The organism is Gimesia sp. (assembly GCF_040219335.1).
In the GTDB taxonomy this organism is placed as follows: domain Bacteria; phylum Planctomycetota; class Planctomycetia; order Planctomycetales; family Planctomycetaceae; genus Gimesia.
Genome location: NZ_JAVJSQ010000031.1, coordinates 300,134 through 316,485 on the forward strand (window position 1 = coordinate 300,134; position 16,352 = coordinate 316,485).

The window sequence follows — 16,352 nt, forward strand, 5'->3', positions numbered from 1 at the left end:
TTGAGTCAGTCAGGCCTGAACCACGAGACAGAATGGAAATCCCTTGGCTACCGAAAAACGCGACTTTGACGAATTTCTGGAGAAACTCAAACGTCACCATGACGTGATGGTGGACGAACTGCATAAGGTCGTGATCGGCCAGGATGAAGTGATCGAGCAGATCCTCGCGGCGATATTTACGGGGGGCCACTGTCTGCTGGTCGGGGTACCCGGACTCGCGAAAACCCTGCTGGTAAGTACCATTGCCCGCATTCTGGATTGTGAGTTCAAACGAATCCAATTCACCCCCGACCTGATGCCCTCAGACATTACCGGCACTAACGTGCTGGAAGAGGAAGAATCGGGCCGTCGCTCGTTCCGATTTGTTCAGGGCCCTGTATTTACCAACATTCTGCTGGCCGATGAAATCAACCGAACTCCACCAAAGACACAGGCCGCGTTACTGCAGTCGATGCAGGAGCGGGAAGTGACGGTGGGGCAGACCACCTATGACCTGCCGGAACCGTTTTTTGTGATCGCCACTCAGAACCCGATCGAACAGGAAGGAACTTACCCCCTCCCGGAAGCGCAGCTCGACCGATTCATGTTTAACATTAAGGTGGAGTATCCGAACCTGGAAGAGGAAGAACAGATTCTGGCCGCCACCAGTTCCAGTGAGAAACCGGAAATTCGCAAAGTCCTTTCCGCCAAGTCGATTTTATATCTGCAGCGGCAGATCAACATGATCGAAGTCGGCCCGCTGACAATCAATTATGTGACGCGACTGGTCCGTGCGACTCGGCCCAGTGACGGCTCTGCGCCAGCCTTCATCAAGCAGATGGTTGACTGGGGAGCCGGCCCCCGTGCCGGCCAGTATCTGATCGCGGGAGGCAAAGCCATTGCCGCCATGGACGGTCGTGCGAGTGTTTCACTGAATGATATTCGTCGGGTGGCGGTGCCCGTACTCCGTCATCGTATTTCTACGAACTTCCAGGCACAGGCCGAAGGGATGGTCACCGAGGACATCATCGGACGTCTGCTGGAAGAAATTCCGGAACCCAACATTCCCAAGTATGAGTGAAGTGGGAATTTCAATAGGCAGTCAGCTCTGCAGAATCATTGAGTTGATGCTGCAACACCTTCTGGATTTTGGCCCGCAGATTACGAATTTTGATCGGCTGAACAAGAATCCGGGAGCGGTCGGTCTTCTTCAGCGTTTTCTTGATCGCGGCATTCTTCTCTGACAGAACCAGGATGGCTGCCAGATCCGGATCCATGGCAAGTGCCTGCTTGAAGGCTTCGACACACCCTTCGCCGATGGAATCTTCCATGAAGACAATGCAGTCCGGGGCATTGTCTTTCACCCGCTGCATCGCCCGATCCAGGTCACTTAAAATCAGGACGCGGTAACCGTGCTTAGTGAGGTAATCGCGTAAGACATCCTGGTGTTTGGAACGATTCTCGATACACAGGATCGTCGGCGGAGCGATTGCCATTTTCAGATCCTGCTCAGCACTCGCTTTGACATCCGCGGTTGTCTGTGGTTTCGGTGTTTCTTCCGCTCCACTGAGCTGAGCACGGACTTCAAGGAGGTCCTGAACCGCTTCGGTCGCTGTCTGATACCGGACCTGTGGCAGATAGGCCATCAGTTTTTCCAGTACGTCTACGACGGCTTCAGGCAGATCAGGCTCGATCGTTGTAATCGAAGGAACTTGAGAGTAACGGGTCGGCCGCTTGCGTTCCTCGATGTCTTTCGTGCGTGGGAAAGGAGGTTTGCCACAGAGTAGTTCGTAAAAGATGGTGCCTACAAAATAGAGATCGCTGCGGGGATCATTTCGGGGAGCCCCCGTTGACTTTTCCAGAGTCCCGTATTCGACGGCGCGTTGATGTGCTTCACCAGCACCGCCGGCATCATCTTCACCAGCCAGACCGAAGTCGATCAGCTTGGCGACACCCTGGATCGACATGAGCACGTTCGTCGCTTTCATGTCGCGGTGCGTGTAGCCCAAGCGGTTGGCGTATTCCAAACCTTCACAGATATCGATGGTGTAATTGACCGCTTCCAGAGGGGAGAGTTTTTTGCGGATAGTGATAAAGTCCCGCAGATTTCCACCTTCCACGAACTCCATGGTGAAATAGTGAATATCGTCCTGCACGCCTACATCGAAAATCTCAACGATGTTTTTATGTTTGAATTGCTTGCAGACTTCTGCTTCCCGGCGAAACATTTTTATGTTATCGGGATCCTGAGCCCAGCGTTGCCGAAGCACTTTGACGCCTATCATGCGTCCATCTTCCAGAGATTCTGCGCGATAGACGCGTGCAAAACTTCCAGAGGCGTTCTGGTACATCAGCTTGTTGCCGCCCAGAACGAGCCCTTCGAACTCATTGTTTTTCAGTCGACTGGCCTGAAATGAGGTGATCAGGTTTTTGCGTTCCAGTAACCGAATCAGTTGATCATCATCAGCTGCTTTGTCCTGAAGTTCCTGCAGGCAGGCATCCATCTCGTCTGGTTTGACGAGCTTCAGCTCAATCAGCTGCGCACTGAGCTTCTTTTTGCGCGACTTCTTATTGAAAAAAATCATTCGTAGTCCATGCCCTGTTGATGCACACCAGGCAAAGAATCGTTACTCAGCAAACAAATAAGTACTGTGGCTACACATGACTGATCGATGTGCCTGCCCAAAACTGGCGAATCAGAATAATGAATAACTCGTTTGGACTGAGATCCGACTACCGGGTACCATCCCAATTAGAATTGCGAGCCCGAAAAATAATAATAAAACAAAGGCCCTCAAATAGACACAAAATTCCGTTGATGAAACTTTGATGTCTGAAATATGAACATCAAATTATAACATTGAAAATGGCGGAAGGGAATCAGTGAACACGCGAGCAGAAAATTATTTTGACTTTTTCTGAGGTGAAATGAGCGTATTCGTTTCAAGCAGCACAATTTCAGGAATTGACGAGCAGTGTGCCGTATTTGACGGAACCACAGGATAGAACGGTCTGGATATTCATCCGGGATCCCGCTCCTTCGTAGTGGAAGAGAATCAGATCAGCACGAGAGCCGACTTCCAGCTTGATTTCTTCAAACCCAAGCAGACGTGCAGGATTCAAACCAGCCATGTCGAGAGACTCCTGCAGAGTGATCCCAGCCATGTCAATGGCGGTGGTGACGCAGGTATCTGTCTCCAAGCCGGAGCCGGCGAGTAACTGCCGCTGACCGGCGATGACGATCGGGCCATCTTCCAGGACTTCCATCTTAACGGAACCTTCATCGTAGATTCCGGGGGGAGACCCAGCTAAACCTGAGGCGTCGCAAGTGATCACGACATTCTCGACACCTTTGGTTTTAATAATGGTTCTGACCACACTGGCGGGCAGGTGATGTCCATCTGTGATGATGCTGGCCATCAGACGCGGTTCACCCAGTTGCTCCCAGATGTAATTCGGGTGGCGACGCAGGGTTCCATGTGCGCCATTGCCGAGGTGTGTACTCAGGCGAGCCCCTGCATCAACGGCTTCGGTAATCTGTTCGGGTTCTGCAGCGGTATGCCCAATGGAGACGACAACCCCGGAGGCAACGGCTTTTTTGATGAAGGGGATGGCGTTATCGACTTCAGGAGCCAGGGTAATCAGACGAATTCGATTTCCGGAAATCTCCTGCAGGCGGCTGAATTCATCCCAGTCGGCAGGGCGAACCTGATCCAGCGGATGAGCACCACGGGGTCCCTGAATCGGAGAAATGAAGGGACCTTCCAGATGACAACCGGGAACCATCTGCTCCACCCAGTCATTTTCTTCACACGCCTGACGAATGGCAGAGAAGCCGCTGACGTAGTCTTCGTAGGAACTCGTAATCAGCGTGGGACAGAGACGGGTGATGCCGTACTGGTAATGTTTCTCCATTACCTGACAGACTTCATCTGAAGTCAGACCTGGTTTGTTGAACCAGATCCCACCGTGGCCATTGATCTGCAAATCAAACATTGATGGAGCAATGAAAGGCAGTCCGGCTGCTTCTGAATCAGGCAGCAGCTCAATCGAAGAGATTTTATTTCCCTTGATCTTCACACTGACAGCCTCAAATGTATCGTATCTTCGTCCGACTAACTCCATCAATTGCCTCGAGCTCTAAAACAATTTGTAAAAGAAAATATTGGGATCACGAATAAGCGGCTAGCTAAGGTTTATTTAAACTTAGAAAGTATAAGAAATGCACCTCAATGTCAAAAAAAGAATTTTCTCAACACTGCCTTATACCATGAAATTCATACAATTTACAGTGCGAGAATCTATGTTTATGTATCGCAGGAAAATTCTATGTATTTTTTGAGGGAAACGGGTGTTTTACCGCGCCTGAATGGGTAGAATTGAAAGTAAAAATTATATTTGTTCAGTAATTAAACACCCGCAGGGGAATTGAGTGCCTTCATGTATTTGAAAATGGCCAAACGCGTCTTAATGGAAACAGACAAAAGACTTGTCTGGAAACTGGCTTACAATTTCGGTTTCAAAGGCGCCCTCTCGGTTCACAAACATAAAAAACGCCTGAAACGCGGTGAGTTCTTCCCCCCCTTTCTCTATGTCTCGGTGATCAACAGCTGCAACCTGCGCTGCCAGGGCTGCTGGGTTGATGTCGCCGCCAAACAGGAGAAGATTGACGTCGAGGCGATGTCAAAGCTGATCGGCGAAGCCAAAGAAATGGGGAACTCCTTCTTTGGCATCCTGGGGGGCGAGCCCTTCATGCATCCGCAGCTGCTGGAAATTCTGGAACGTCACCCTGACTGCTATTTCCAGATTTTCACAAACGGACAGTTTATCACTGACGAGATTGCAAAGAAGCTGCGAAAGCTCGGCAACGCGACGCCGCTGATCAGCGTTGAAGGCAACGAGATCATCAGCAATGAGCGTCGCGGACGGAGCGATGTCTACAATAAAACGATGCAGGGAATTCAGAACTGCCTGAATAACAAACTGCTCACGGGTGTCTGTACCAGTTTATGCAAGTCGAACATCGATGACCTGCTGACTGAAGAATGGGTCGACAAACTGATTGAGATGGGGGTCATGTATACCTGGTATCACATTTACCGTGTCGCCGGCCCCGATCCGAACCCGGAACTGGCGCTCTCTCCGGAAGAGCAGTTGCGAGCCCGCAAATTCGTTGTGGATATCCGGGCTCGTAAACCGATCGGAGTGATCGACGCCTACTTTGATCACGATGGAACCGCGCTCTGCCCGGCAGCAACCGGCCTCAGCCATCACATCAATCCCTGGGGCGATATTGAACCCTGCCCCGTGATTCAGTTCGCCACCGATTCCATCCACGATGAATCCAAAACGCTGAAAGATAAATTCGTGCAGTCGGAGTTCCTGAAAGACTTCCGACACGTCGTTCAGCAAAACACGCGTGGCTGTATCATTCTGGAGCGGCCCGATCTGCTCGAAGATCTGGTTAAAAAGCATGGTGCCAAAGATTCCACGTTCCGGAAACAGGCAATGCAGGAACTGCAGAATCTGGAAACGCGAACTTCACAGTATTCTCCCGGCAATGAAGTTCCCGAGAAGAGTTGGGTCTACCGCATTGCCAAGAAATTCTTCTTCAATGATTTCGGCGTCTACCAGGGAACGGACCATAGCCAGACTGCAGCTCCCGGAATTCTGGCGAATCGCAGTGGCTCAACCACTCCCGGAAATCCTCCCGATTTCATTCCCCTGGAAGCGTTGAAATAGCAGAGTTCTCTGACCGACTTACCCGGTGGGAAGCTTACTCATCTTCTTCCTCTAAATTCACGATCAGTGTAGCATCAGCCGAAGCACTCCGAATGCGTGGGACATCTGTGGCTGTCTTTTCCAGAGCGGCCCTGGATTCCATATGCACTTTCCACCATTCGCTGGCATCCAGCAGGGACCATTGTCCATCCTCCTCACAATGTGTCAGGGACAAGACGAGTTCTGAGGCAGACTGAGGCCGTTTATCGGGATCTTTCTCCAGGCATTGCATGATGATCTGCTCCAGGTCAGCCGAGACTGGCTTTCCCAATCTTTCGGAAGGAGATTCCGGATCATCCTGGGTATGTTTCATACAGATCTCGATGATGGATTCTCCATCGAAGACTGTGGTTCCCGTGAGCAGATAATAGCCAACCGCTCCGAAGGCATACAGGTCACTGCGTGCATCGACCCGGTCCGGATTTTTGATTCCCTCCGGCGAGAGATACATGGGGGTCCCCGCCATCGCGTTCGTCGAGGTCAGCGTAGCCTGCTCGCGACCATCCACAGCTTTGACGAGTCCAAAATCGAGGAGCTTGATGAAATCGTAAACGCCCCCGCGATGCGTCAGAAAAATATTGGCCGGTTTCACATCCCGGTGAATCACTCCCAGTTGATGTGCTTCCGCGAGGGAACCAGCGACCTGCTTGAGCAGATGGATCACCCGAGCTTCAGGCAGGGGACCGAACTGATTGACCAGGTCATCGAGGTCAATGCCATCCAGCAGTTCCATGGCGTAATAGAAAACCCCTTCCGGAGTGCGGCCGTAGTCGTAGATGGCAATCGTATTCGGATGATTGAGCTGACTTGTCAGTTGTACTTCCCGTTCAAAACGAGCTACCGCTTCATCGGTCGTTTTTTCGATATCCAGTAATTTGATTGCCGTCGGTCGGCGGAGCATGGCATGCTGACCGCGATAGACGACCCCCATGCCCCCTTCTCCGAGCTTCTCTTCCAGGGCATACTGGCCCAGTTGTCTTGCTTTGATTACCGCGCGCCGGGTTTCCTGTTCTTTTCGCGCCACGATGACGGTAAAGATAAAGATGACGATACTGCCCATAATCAGTAGACCGAACAGCCCCCAGAACGTATAGCGTAACAGGTAGAGCGAGCGGTAAGCTTCTGACTGATCCATTTCGGTAGCGACGCCCATTCCGTATTCGGGCAGCCAGGTCCAGGCCCCCACAACCGGGACACCGCGATAATCGCTATAGCCTTCGACGTCGATGCCACTCTCATTCTGAACGGCAGAGGCTGCCATGCGGGTCAGCGTGCGTTCGGCCATGCGTTTCGTCGGACGGTTCCCGCGTGCCATGTTGACTTCAGGATCGCGCACCTGCACATTGAGGATCGACTGGGAATCTTCGCGGTCGGGAATCAACCCCATCAGTTTTAAATCATCTTCAAAACGACTCTGCGAAAGCATGACGCCATCTTTGTCAAAGGCATAGGTCTCGCCCGTTTTACCCGCCCGGGCGACCGAGAGGATCCGTGTGAAATCCTGCTCCGGCTTGATCAATAGAGCCAGGGCAGCAATCAGCTTTCCGTCCGCATCCTTCACCGGCGCCATCGCCAGCATGGTAGGAAGCCCGGTTTTTAATTCTCCTGAATCCGTTTTGCGGGCGAACAGACTTTCAAAGGGACGCGTAACTGTCGCTTTCCCTTCACGAACCTGATCAAGGGCAGACTGCTGAATCGGTAGATCTGCACGGCCGATAGGCTCGTCACGTGAAGAGGCCAGTACTTTGCCGTCCAGATTGAACAATCCCACGTCCAGGTATCCCAGGTGCTCCAGTTCGGAACTGAATTCCTCCCGCAAACCAACCAGCGACTGGGAATGCAGTAGAGCATCCCGGTTGTCCGGATCCTGTTGCTCAATGCCGATCAATTCTTCAGTGAGTTTGCGGACGCGTGGCTCTTCGGCCAGCACCTCCGCGAGAGATTCTTCTCGTGCCAGCCAGATTTTCAACGCAGCCACATCGGCGTCCAGAATTGTCTGCAGATTATTGGCAACGTTTTCCCGGCTCGATGTCTCCACGATCGACCTGACCATTAACCCCAGAACCAGTAGCAGAATCGTGCCTGCAATCGGCCAAATCCACATGCTCCGTTTGGAAAAGAGCCGTGAACGGGTAAACGATTTCATAAAAGAGCGGGAAAATGATCGTCCCAGTGAGGTCTTCGATGTGTTCATGAATCAGGATTTCAGCAGATACGGGGAGAAACGGCTCAGGTTCTTAATTCTGACATCTCTCCGGGCGTTCAGCAAGAAATGAATCCTGTTTCGAGTAGAAGTAGACCGAATCGGTTACCGGATATCACGATCAAGGCGCATAAAAAAAGCCGTGCCTGTTTCAGGTCACGACTTTTATAGTATCTGCCATTACATTGCGACGGTGGGGTCGCTGCAAGAAGGACGGCGAATCGGGTAGTGCAAGGCACTCACCACTATTGATTCCGGTCCATGCTAAGGTTTAGGATCCTCCGACGGAATTAAGAATGACAGGATACTGTTTCAATTGTATGCATCGTCCTGACAGTCGTCGACGGGAGTTTTCCGCGATTTCACGAAAATTCACTCTGCGTCAGAATGTCTGGTTAAAATCAGATTCCTGAATTTCAGGATAGTTATCAACATCGGCATTTCAGGGCACAACGGTTTGATCCGATTTTCAAAAAAAACGGAAAAACATCTGCCCGTCCGTGCCTCCCATGTGGGAGTTCATTCCCTCAAGGGACCGGGAATCTTACTGATTTTCCCCGTGCCTACAAGAGGAGATCTTCGTGAAATCTGGAATTCCCGGGATTCAGTTTCCGAGAACTACAATCAGACTTTGCGCATGCCGTTACGCATTAAGAGCCAGCCGATCAATGCGATGACCACCAGAACGATGCCGTACTCCATCGGCGAAATATTATCCCAGCGTTTGTTGAGATAGTTGATGTAGAAATTGGAGTACTCGTGGCAGGTTTCCAGAATCGTGTCGATCATGATGTCACCTCAAATGATGCGTGAACTTGATACGATCTGTAGAGCGATGACCTCTGCAGTCAGAAGCGAACCCGGTCTGGATGGCAGCATCGTCACAACCGAATTTCAGATCAGTGGGTCAAACCGAATACAGATCCATTTTAAAGCCTAGCTCACAGATCTGAGCCTGCAGCGAAAAAATCTGATTTTTATCCCCTGATAAAGAGAACAGGCCCCTGCGATTTACTTCACAGAGGCCTGTTCTCTTTAACATATTGAATTCTGAATTTTAGATATAATCATTGATGACATTTTCAATCCATTCCTGGCGACCGCTGGAGTTGGGAGCAGAATCCCCTTTCTCAAGCATATAGGCTTCCAGGTCACTGAAGTTCACGCTGCCGGCTTCGATTTGTGCACCAATACCGTCGTCGTAACTCGCGTAGCGTTTCGACACGAAGTCAGAGAGGATACCGTCTTTGCGAATCTGGGCCGCAATCCGGGCACCGCGGGCAAACGCATCCATGCCGCCGATGTGGGCGTAAAACAGATCGATCGGTTCAAAGCTTTCCCGCCGGACTTTGGCATCGAAATTGACACCGCCGGGTGCGAGTCCCCCCTGATCCAGAATCGCCAGCATACATTGCGTGGTCAGGTAGATATCTGTCGGGAACTGGTCGGTATCCCAGCCCAGCAGAAGGTCCCCGGTATTAGCATCGATACTGCCCAGTGCCCCTTGAATCGATGAGTATACCAGTTCGTGCATCATGGTATGCCCGGCCAGCGTTGCATGATTGGTTTCAATATTCAGTTTGACATGATCCAACAGATCGTACGACCGCAGAAAGTTCAGACAAGCCGCAGCATCGAAATCATACTGATGCTTCGTTGGCTCTTTCGGCTTCGGTTCGAACAGGAACTGCCCCTTGAAGCCGATCTTCTGGGCATGCTCTACTGCCATATGCATGAATCGGGCCAGATGATCGAGTTCCCGTTTCATGTCGGTATTGAACAGATTCATGTAGCCTTCGCGCCCCCCCCAGAAGACATAGTTCTCGCCTCCCAGTCGATGCGTGACTTCCATCGCTTTTTTGACCTGGGCGGCTCCGTAAGCGAAGACATCTGCGTTCGGGCTGGTGGCAGCTCCGTGCAGGAAGCGGGGATGTGAAAACATATTCGCTGTTCCCCACAGCAGTTTGATTCCGGTTCGTTCCTGGGCTTCCAGAAGTTTGTCGGCGATGCGGTCAAAATTCTCGTTGGCTTCTTTCAGCGTGTCCCCATCGGGAGAAACGTCTTTGTCATGAAAGCAGTAATAGGGAGCCTGCAGCTTTTCGAAGAATTCAAAAGCAACATCGACCCGCTTCAGTGCATTTTCGACTGAGTTCGAGCCATCATCCCACGGACGCTGCAAAGTACCTGCTCCGAAGGGATCACTGCCGGTACCGCGGAATGTATGCCAGTAACAGACACTGAACCGCAACAGATCCCGCATCGACTGCCCTTCGATCTGCTCATCTGGGTTGTAATGTTTGAATGCGAGGGGATTCTTGCTTTCCGGGCCTTCGTACTCGATTCGGGGGACGTCTGCAAAGTATTCCATGGGGCGCACCTGTCATGTGGTTAAAACGTTTAAAGACAATCACTTCAAACAAAGATTCTAAACAGAAAATCCCTTCGAGAGTAGGCTCGGAAGCTTATTGAACAAACATTACGAATGGATTTTCAAAGTGATCTTGCCTCAATTTTCTCAATCTGGGAAACTGGGCAGTTGAAGTACCATTTCCAAGTTCCCCTGCACTTTTCCCTTCCATGGCGGAGAGGGGCTTTCGCTCTGAAATCTGCCTGACGATCCTGTTAATTTTGCGTACAGCAGCCAGAATGGCGTCAATCAGCAATGAGCTGTAACCTTCTGAAATTTATTGGCTTATGTCTGCTATGCACCAGTTGTGCATCTGGCCTGTCTCAACCTGCGCCGATGCAGGCTTCTAACCCAATCCAGATCTCAGGAAATAACCAGGATGTCGTCTGGGAACGGATAGTCGATACCATCCACAACTACAAATTCGCCATCGCCAAAGAGAACAAGCTGGATGGCCGCATCGAAACCGAATACAAAGTCGGCGCCAATCTGCTCGAGCCCTGGCACGGTGATTCGGTCGGCTTTGATAACCGACTGGAAAGCACGCTGCAGTCCATCCGCCGCAGAGTATTCGTAAGTGTCACCCCAATCGAGGGGGGATACCTGCTCGGAGTGGAAGCGTTCAAGGAAATCGAGGACGTAACCACCCCCACCGCCAGTGCGCCTGGCGGAGCTACGTTTCAGCAGGATCTCAGCCTGCGACGTGACTTGAACCTGGTCGAAGAACGCAGCACCCCGGATGGCTGGATCCCTCTGGGGAGAGACCCGGCCCTCGAACAGGACATTCTGGAAAGCCTGCAGATCGCATTCTCGCAGTAAACCACAAAAAAACCGGGAACAGTGCCCCAGACTGATAGCAGGCAGATGCTCCCGGGATCAGGTTTATTTACACAGAATCAACTTGCCATTCTGTGTGATTCTCAACCGATAAGTCGTCTCGCCATGCTGGATCAGGACTTCCTGCTTTCCATTCAAAATGGCATCGGATTCAATGACATCAGTTGGGTTTTCTTCTTGCGCATTGGTAGCGGTAGCCGGGCGTTCAAGCTTCTCTGGTTCGCTCATAATTGGGTTCATGTTACTCAACAAAGTGAATTTTGAAATTTGCAATTCACTACGCCCCCGACAGTGGATCGTACAGATTACCACTCCCGAATGAATTGCCCGTCATCAGTACAGCTTTCAGCGAAGTTTTTTCTTTACCCAGAAACACATCCGAAAAAAGTATGCTTTCTGAGAGAGACTTGCTTGCTTCCAGCTCAACTGACGGCTAACATAATGAACCTGAGACTCAATGTCAACTGGGACTGATTATCCTGTCTCAGAGAATATACGGAATAATTTCGGCAAGACGGCTATCAATCAGATCACGAGGCGATCTGATTTGTACGTTGCCTGAATCTTTTTTATTGGAAAGAAGAGAAATGGCGCAACGTTCTCGAGAAAGCCGAATGGTCGGCAAACGTGGTTTTACGTTAATTGAGCTCCTGGTAGTGATCGCCATCATTGCGATTCTGATCGCCCTGCTACTCCCCGCCGTCCAGCAGGCCCGCGAAGCTGCCCGCCGCAGCCAGTGCAAAAACAATCTGAAACAGATTGGTCTGGCTCTGCATAACTATCTGAGTGCCTATACCGCGTTTCCTCCCGCTTTCTGTGCTGGTCCTGGCGGAGGAACTTTCACTGAAGGTGGTCAGTGGTCGATCCACGCTCGTATTCTTCCTTTTGCGGATGGAGCGAATCTGTTCAATAACATTGACTTCACGCGCAGCTATGAAAATCAGAGCGATGCTTCGATCGCCTATACCCGCATCCCCTTCCTGCTCTGCCCCAGTGAAGTGAATGACAAAATCCGCTCCGATTCTTCTGGCACTCCCGAACACTATCCAGTCAGCTATGGCTACAACGGGGGTACCTGGCGTGTCTTCACCAATTCCAGCCTGAGCGGCGGAGATGGTGCGTTCTACCCGAACAGTAAAACGAAACCACGTGACTTCACAGACGGAACCAGTAACACGCTCTGTTTTGCAGAAGTAAAAGCTTTTACCGCTTACAACCGTGATGGAGATGCTGGCACTTCTACGGTGCCCAGCGTCGCCGGTGATGTGGAAGCCCTGATCAGCGGGGGTGGTTCCAACAAAGCCAATAGTGGCCACACAGAATGGGTCGATGGTCGCGTCCACCAGACCGGTTTTACTACTACATTGCCCCCCAATACCAAAGTTGCTGTCCCCGGTGCAGGTGGCGGCGCCATCGATGCCGGTGACTACACGTCCTGCCGGGAAGCCAAAAGTTGCACCGGTCCCACCTACGCTGCCGTCACTGCACGCAGCTATCACATTGGGACCGTACATGCCCTGATGGTAGATGGCGCTGTCCGCTCCATCAGCGAAAATATCGACCTGGGCACCTATCGTGCTCTGAGCACCCGTAGCGGTGGAGAAGTCATCGGCGAATTTTAAGCCTGCCAAAGCCTGAGCGGCAAAATTCAACTTTAATTCCAAAACGGTCCTGAGCGTTTTACTCAGGGCCGTTTTTATTTTTCGCCATCCCCTGAATCGACAGAAGCTTTCCTGCCGGATCGCAACAGTGTCATGATTTCATGCAGCCCTAATGTCTTCGCCAGCTGCAGGTAGATCAGAACAGCGGTGATGACGGGTACCAGTACACGTAACAGTCGATAACGAAACAGATCAACAGTGGGCAGCAACTGTAATTCGATCAGGATGATCGCAGACATCACAGCGGTCGCCAGGCTGGCCCGCCAACTGGTGTTGAACAGTTTCGCAAAATCGATCTGCCCCAGCTTCTCCCTGATCAACCACAAACAGAGGCCCGTCTGAATCATGGCGGCCATTGACGTGGCCAGTGCCAGCCCCCTCCCCTTGAGCCACCAGATCAGCGCCAGATTCAACAGCAGATTGCAGATTACGACCACCACCCCAATTCGTACCGGCGTACGGGTATCTCCGATGGCATAGAAACCCCGGTTCAATATCAGGACCGCCATGAAGGCAAACACGCCGATACCATAATAGCGAATCATCTCCGCCGTCTGCAGGGCATCAAACTGATCGAAGTCTCCATACTGAAACAGAAGTGAAGAGAGCGGCTGTGCCATCAGTACCAGCCCCAGACTGGCGGGAAGCCCTACACCTATCACAAGTTGCAGTCCCAGGAGTAAATCCTGTCGTAACAAATGATGGTCGTTCCGTTCTGCATGCCTGGATAACTGCGGATAGAGCACGGTTCCCAGAGCGACTCCAAACACTCCCAGGGGGAACTGATACATTCGCTGTCCAAAATAAAGTGCCGACGCGGTCCCCGATTCAAAGATCTGCCAGACGGCGGGGCTGGCACCTGTTGCATAGCTCCCCTCCGGCCGGGCCAGGCCCCACGCCAGACAGCTGTCGATCAGCGTGTTCAATTGCGTGATCGACAGTCCGACCACAATCGGAGCCATGCTTTGGGCAATCGACTGTACCTGGCCGATCCCGGCTCCCCAGTCCATATGTGGTCGGTAGCCCATCTGGCATAGCTTCCAGAAAGGCAGCACCAGTTGCACCACTCCGCCCAGCAGAATCGCGATGCAGATCGCAGTAATTTTAGCAGGAGCATCCGGTAGCAAGGGAGCCACCAGCCAGATCCCAGCCATCCAGCTCAGATTCAGAATGGTAGGTAGCAGGGCCGGTACGGAAAAATGGTTCAATGCATGCAGCGTCGCGTTGATCTGAGCTGCCAGACAGACCAGAATCAGATAAGGCAGCAGCAGCCCGGTCAACCAGTACAACAATTGTGCTTCTGACTCCGGATTCCCTCTCCAACTGAGTAGAACCAGAATGGCTTCTGCACTACCCACGAGTAATACGGAAAACACCAGCAGCCAGAACAGTACCGCGGAAACCAGCTTCCAGGACGCTTCACGTCCGTTCTGCTCCAGTTCGCGGATATAGGTGGGAAGAAAGGCCGTGGAGAGTGCCCCCTCTCCCAGCAAGCGTCGCGTCAGATTGGGCAGTTTAAAAGCGACAGAAAACGAGTCCATGATTGGACCGTTGCCAAAGAGGGTGGCCATACCGATATCGCGAACCATCCCCAGCACGCGGCTTAACAGCGTCAGCAGACTGACAGTTCTTAGTCCTGCGAACAGCCCGCGCGTATGGTCAGATGCAACCACCTGAGCTTGATTTTCCTGGACAGGTTCAGGTGGCGCAGAATCATCCATAATTCAAATGAGAAATCAGGACAGTACCGGCTCGAGTCGTGCAGAGTTGATATCGATCATTTTCAAGATCTCAAGTACACGCTCCATGGGCAGATTCCACTCTCTGGCCCAGATAATAATGTCCAGATTCTCCATCCGCTGCCAGAAGATTCGATCCAGAATCCGATCTGCCAGCAGATCATTCTCCAGTTCAAGAGACTTCAAAAAACCGAAACGGGTATCATTGAATTCTTGCCAGCATCGATTTCCCAAAAGATGCTCAATTTTCTTTCCGATGCAAAAGTAATACCAATGATTTGCATACCAGTCAGAAATAGCAAGCGTACCCAGATCAAAGCCATTCTTTTGGCTTTCGATCCATTTGTGGCGTTCCGCCTCTAGAGGAGCTTCCTCATAGATGCTGGAAGCCGTAGATGGATCCAAGAGTTCGGACGACATGCTTCACCTCAATGTGCGTCTGCGATCCCAATAGAGAAGTACGAAACTTTGTCAGTCGCTGCCAGGTTCCAACAGCGTTAATGAGCTTCGCAAAAACCTTAGTAACGTAGTGTTATACCCCCGCTGAATATTCCAGGCAAGATTCATTTCCGGGAGAAATCAGATTTTTGAAAGGAAGTTTAAGAAGCGGCGAGCAGGCGTCAAGTGCCTGTCAGTCCCCTTTTTACTCAAAAAACTCAGGCACAGCCGCTGAGCAGAAACAGCAGTTGCTCGAGTTCCAGCCGGGGGTCCAGGCGGCTGTTGCCTTTCAGATTTAAATCGGCGTCCAGTAGCCAATGACCGATTTTTTCCGCCCGCTGCCGGGTCAGTCTTCGCAGGTAACGGTCAGACGAATCGATGTCCCGCGGGAAGACTCCCGACTCTTTAAGCGCCTGCCTCAACGGGGTCCCCTGCACCGCCAGTTGCGTGGCCTTAAAGTACTTGCGCCAAACGAAGTTGAGCCCCCCCAGGATTTTCTGCGGCGCCTCGCCGGCGACCAACAGATTATCCAGGTACTTCAGAGCAGCACCGACATTTCCATCTCTCACAGCGTCGGTCATCGCCCAGGTCGTCTCGGCTTTCCAGCCCCCGACAACAGCACGGATATCGTCTGGACTGATGCGTGCCGCCTCCCCCACAAACGTGGTGAGTTTGGAGAGTTCCTGATGAATCTGTCCACAATGAGTTCCCACAAGTTCGACCAGCAGCAGCGAAGCTTCTCGCGAAATCTGTTTCTGATGGACCTGTTCGGCAGTATCTGCGATCCATTTTGCCAGCTGGCTCCCCTTGAGCTCCTTGCATTCCAGATCCAGACCGATCTTAGCAACCGTCTTGGCGAGTTTGGTCGACTTATTCCACGATTTGACGTCCAGAATCAGCAGCGAACTCTTCGAGGGAGCCTCCAGGTATTTTTCCAGTCGCGAGCGGAACGCGGAGACAAATTTCTCTGCCTCATCCACGATCACCAGCCGCTGATCGCCCCACATGGAGACGGTTTTCAGTTCATCAAACAGGGTGGAAGGGGGGAGTTCCTTTTCCAGTCGCTTCCCATCGAAACGCGTGATGCTGGTATCCTCTTCCTCTCCCAGCACAATCGGCTCGATTGCATGAATCGCTTCCTGTTTCATGTACCGATCATCACCGTGAAGGACCACAATCGGTCCCAGCGTGTGCTGCTCGGGGCTTAACAGAAACTCGGTGACATGCAGGGGCATCGCTAACTCTTATTGACCGGAAACCGCGGGATCACATACATTCACACTTCTGGAGCGGCAATCTTGAAAACC

The 16,352-nt window shown here is 51.8% G+C and carries 13 protein-coding genes; 4 read left to right on the forward strand and 9 right to left on the reverse strand.

The genetic code is table 11. The annotated features are described in order from the left end of the window. Positions 1-43: 43 nt before the first annotated feature. Positions 44-1,060: an AAA family ATPase gene (locus RID21_RS26100; RefSeq protein WP_194242482.1), complete on the forward strand. Its 1,017-nt coding sequence runs from the start codon at positions 44-46 to the stop codon at positions 1,058-1,060. Positions 1,061-1,070: 10 nt separating this feature from the next. On the opposite strand, the gene RID21_RS26105 is transcribed toward RID21_RS26100, so the two are convergent. After that, positions 1,071-2,564, reverse strand: a complete 1,494-nt coding sequence (locus tag RID21_RS26105; protein WP_350194063.1) for a protein kinase domain-containing protein — start codon at positions 2,562-2,564, stop codon at positions 1,071-1,073. A gap of 373 nt (positions 2,565-2,937) precedes the next feature. Next, positions 2,938-4,059 carry an N-acetylglucosamine-6-phosphate deacetylase gene (locus RID21_RS26110; RefSeq protein WP_350194065.1) on the reverse strand — a complete coding sequence of 374 codons (1,122 nt, stop codon included), beginning with the start codon at positions 4,057-4,059 and terminating at the stop codon, positions 2,938-2,940. Between the two features lie 360 nt (positions 4,060-4,419). Here RID21_RS26110 and RID21_RS26115 point away from each other — a divergent pair, with 360 nt between their 5' ends. Continuing rightward, complete coding sequence (locus RID21_RS26115) at positions 4,420-5,721, forward strand: radical SAM protein (RefSeq protein WP_350194067.1); 1,302 nt, start codon at positions 4,420-4,422, stop codon at positions 5,719-5,721. A 34-nt stretch (positions 5,722-5,755) separates the two neighbouring features. On the opposite strand, the gene RID21_RS26120 is transcribed toward RID21_RS26115, so the two are convergent. From RID21_RS26120 to xylA, 3 genes are all read right to left on the reverse strand, one after another. Beyond that, a complete protein-coding gene (locus RID21_RS26120) occupies positions 5,756-7,954 on the reverse strand; it encodes a serine/threonine protein kinase (protein ID WP_350194069.1) in 2,199 nt (732 codons plus the stop codon). A gap of 633 nt (positions 7,955-8,587) precedes the next feature. Next, entirely contained in the window at positions 8,588-8,752 is a 165-nt protein-coding gene (locus RID21_RS26125) for a hypothetical protein (RefSeq protein ID WP_350194071.1), read from the reverse strand. A gap of 268 nt (positions 8,753-9,020) precedes the next feature. After that, positions 9,021-10,331 (reverse strand): xylose isomerase, encoded by a 1,311-nt coding sequence (gene xylA, locus RID21_RS26130; RefSeq protein WP_149339289.1) that lies wholly within the window; start codon positions 10,329-10,331, stop codon positions 9,021-9,023. Between the two features lie 375 nt (positions 10,332-10,706). Here xylA and RID21_RS26135 point away from each other — a divergent pair, with 375 nt between their 5' ends. Further along, positions 10,707-11,189: a hypothetical protein gene (locus RID21_RS26135; RefSeq protein ID WP_350194073.1), complete on the forward strand. Its 483-nt coding sequence runs from the start codon at positions 10,707-10,709 to the stop codon at positions 11,187-11,189. Between the two features lie 63 nt (positions 11,190-11,252). Here RID21_RS26135 and hemP read toward each other — a convergent pair whose 3' ends face one another. Then, positions 11,253-11,435, reverse strand: coding sequence for a hemin uptake protein HemP (gene hemP / locus RID21_RS26140; protein WP_350194075.1), 183 nt, complete (start codon positions 11,433-11,435; stop codon positions 11,253-11,255). A 359-nt stretch (positions 11,436-11,794) separates the two neighbouring features. Here hemP and RID21_RS26145 point away from each other — a divergent pair, with 359 nt between their 5' ends. Beyond that, positions 11,795-12,829 carry a DUF1559 domain-containing protein gene (locus tag RID21_RS26145; protein WP_350194077.1) on the forward strand — a complete coding sequence of 345 codons (1,035 nt, stop codon included), beginning with the start codon at positions 11,795-11,797 and terminating at the stop codon, positions 12,827-12,829. A gap of 74 nt (positions 12,830-12,903) precedes the next feature. On the opposite strand, the gene murJ is transcribed toward RID21_RS26145, so the two are convergent. From murJ to holA, 3 genes are all read right to left on the reverse strand, one after another. Further along, a complete protein-coding gene (murJ, locus tag RID21_RS26150; protein WP_350194079.1) occupies positions 12,904-14,541 on the reverse strand; it encodes a murein biosynthesis integral membrane protein MurJ in 1,638 nt (545 codons plus the stop codon). Between the two features lie 63 nt (positions 14,542-14,604). Further along, positions 14,605-15,027: a hypothetical protein gene (locus RID21_RS26155; protein WP_145042531.1), complete on the reverse strand. Its 423-nt coding sequence runs from the start codon at positions 15,025-15,027 to the stop codon at positions 14,605-14,607. A 236-nt stretch (positions 15,028-15,263) separates the two neighbouring features. Beyond that, positions 15,264-16,280: a DNA polymerase III subunit delta gene (holA, locus tag RID21_RS26160; RefSeq protein WP_350194081.1), complete on the reverse strand. Its 1,017-nt coding sequence runs from the start codon at positions 16,278-16,280 to the stop codon at positions 15,264-15,266. Positions 16,281-16,352: the final 72 nt, after the last annotated feature.

Coding starts and splice junctions, on each gene's coding strand:
- RID21_RS26145 (WP_350194077.1), top strand. CDS start 11,795: ATGGCGCAACGTTCTCGAGAAAGCCGAATGGTCGGCAAACGTGGTTTT.
- RID21_RS26135 (WP_350194073.1), top strand. CDS start 10,707: ATGCAGGCTTCTAACCCAATCCAGATCTCAGGAAATAACCAGGATGTC.
- RID21_RS26155 (WP_145042531.1), bottom strand. CDS start 15,027: ATGTCGTCCGAACTCTTGGATCCATCTACGGCTTCCAGCATCTATGAG.
- RID21_RS26125 (WP_350194071.1), bottom strand. CDS start 8,752: ATGATCGACACGATTCTGGAAACCTGCCACGAGTACTCCAATTTCTAC.
- xylA (WP_149339289.1), bottom strand. CDS start 10,331: ATGGAATACTTTGCAGACGTCCCCCGAATCGAGTACGAAGGCCCGGAA.
- RID21_RS26120 (WP_350194069.1), bottom strand. CDS start 7,954: ATGAACACATCGAAGACCTCACTGGGACGATCATTTTCCCGCTCTTTT.
- RID21_RS26105 (WP_350194063.1), bottom strand. CDS start 2,564: ATGATTTTTTTCAATAAGAAGTCGCGCAAAAAGAAGCTCAGTGCGCAG.
- RID21_RS26115 (WP_350194067.1), top strand. CDS start 4,420: ATGTATTTGAAAATGGCCAAACGCGTCTTAATGGAAACAGACAAAAGA.
- holA (WP_350194081.1), bottom strand. CDS start 16,280: ATGCCCCTGCATGTCACCGAGTTTCTGTTAAGCCCCGAGCAGCACACG.
- hemP (WP_350194075.1), bottom strand. CDS start 11,435: ATGAGCGAACCAGAGAAGCTTGAACGCCCGGCTACCGCTACCAATGCG.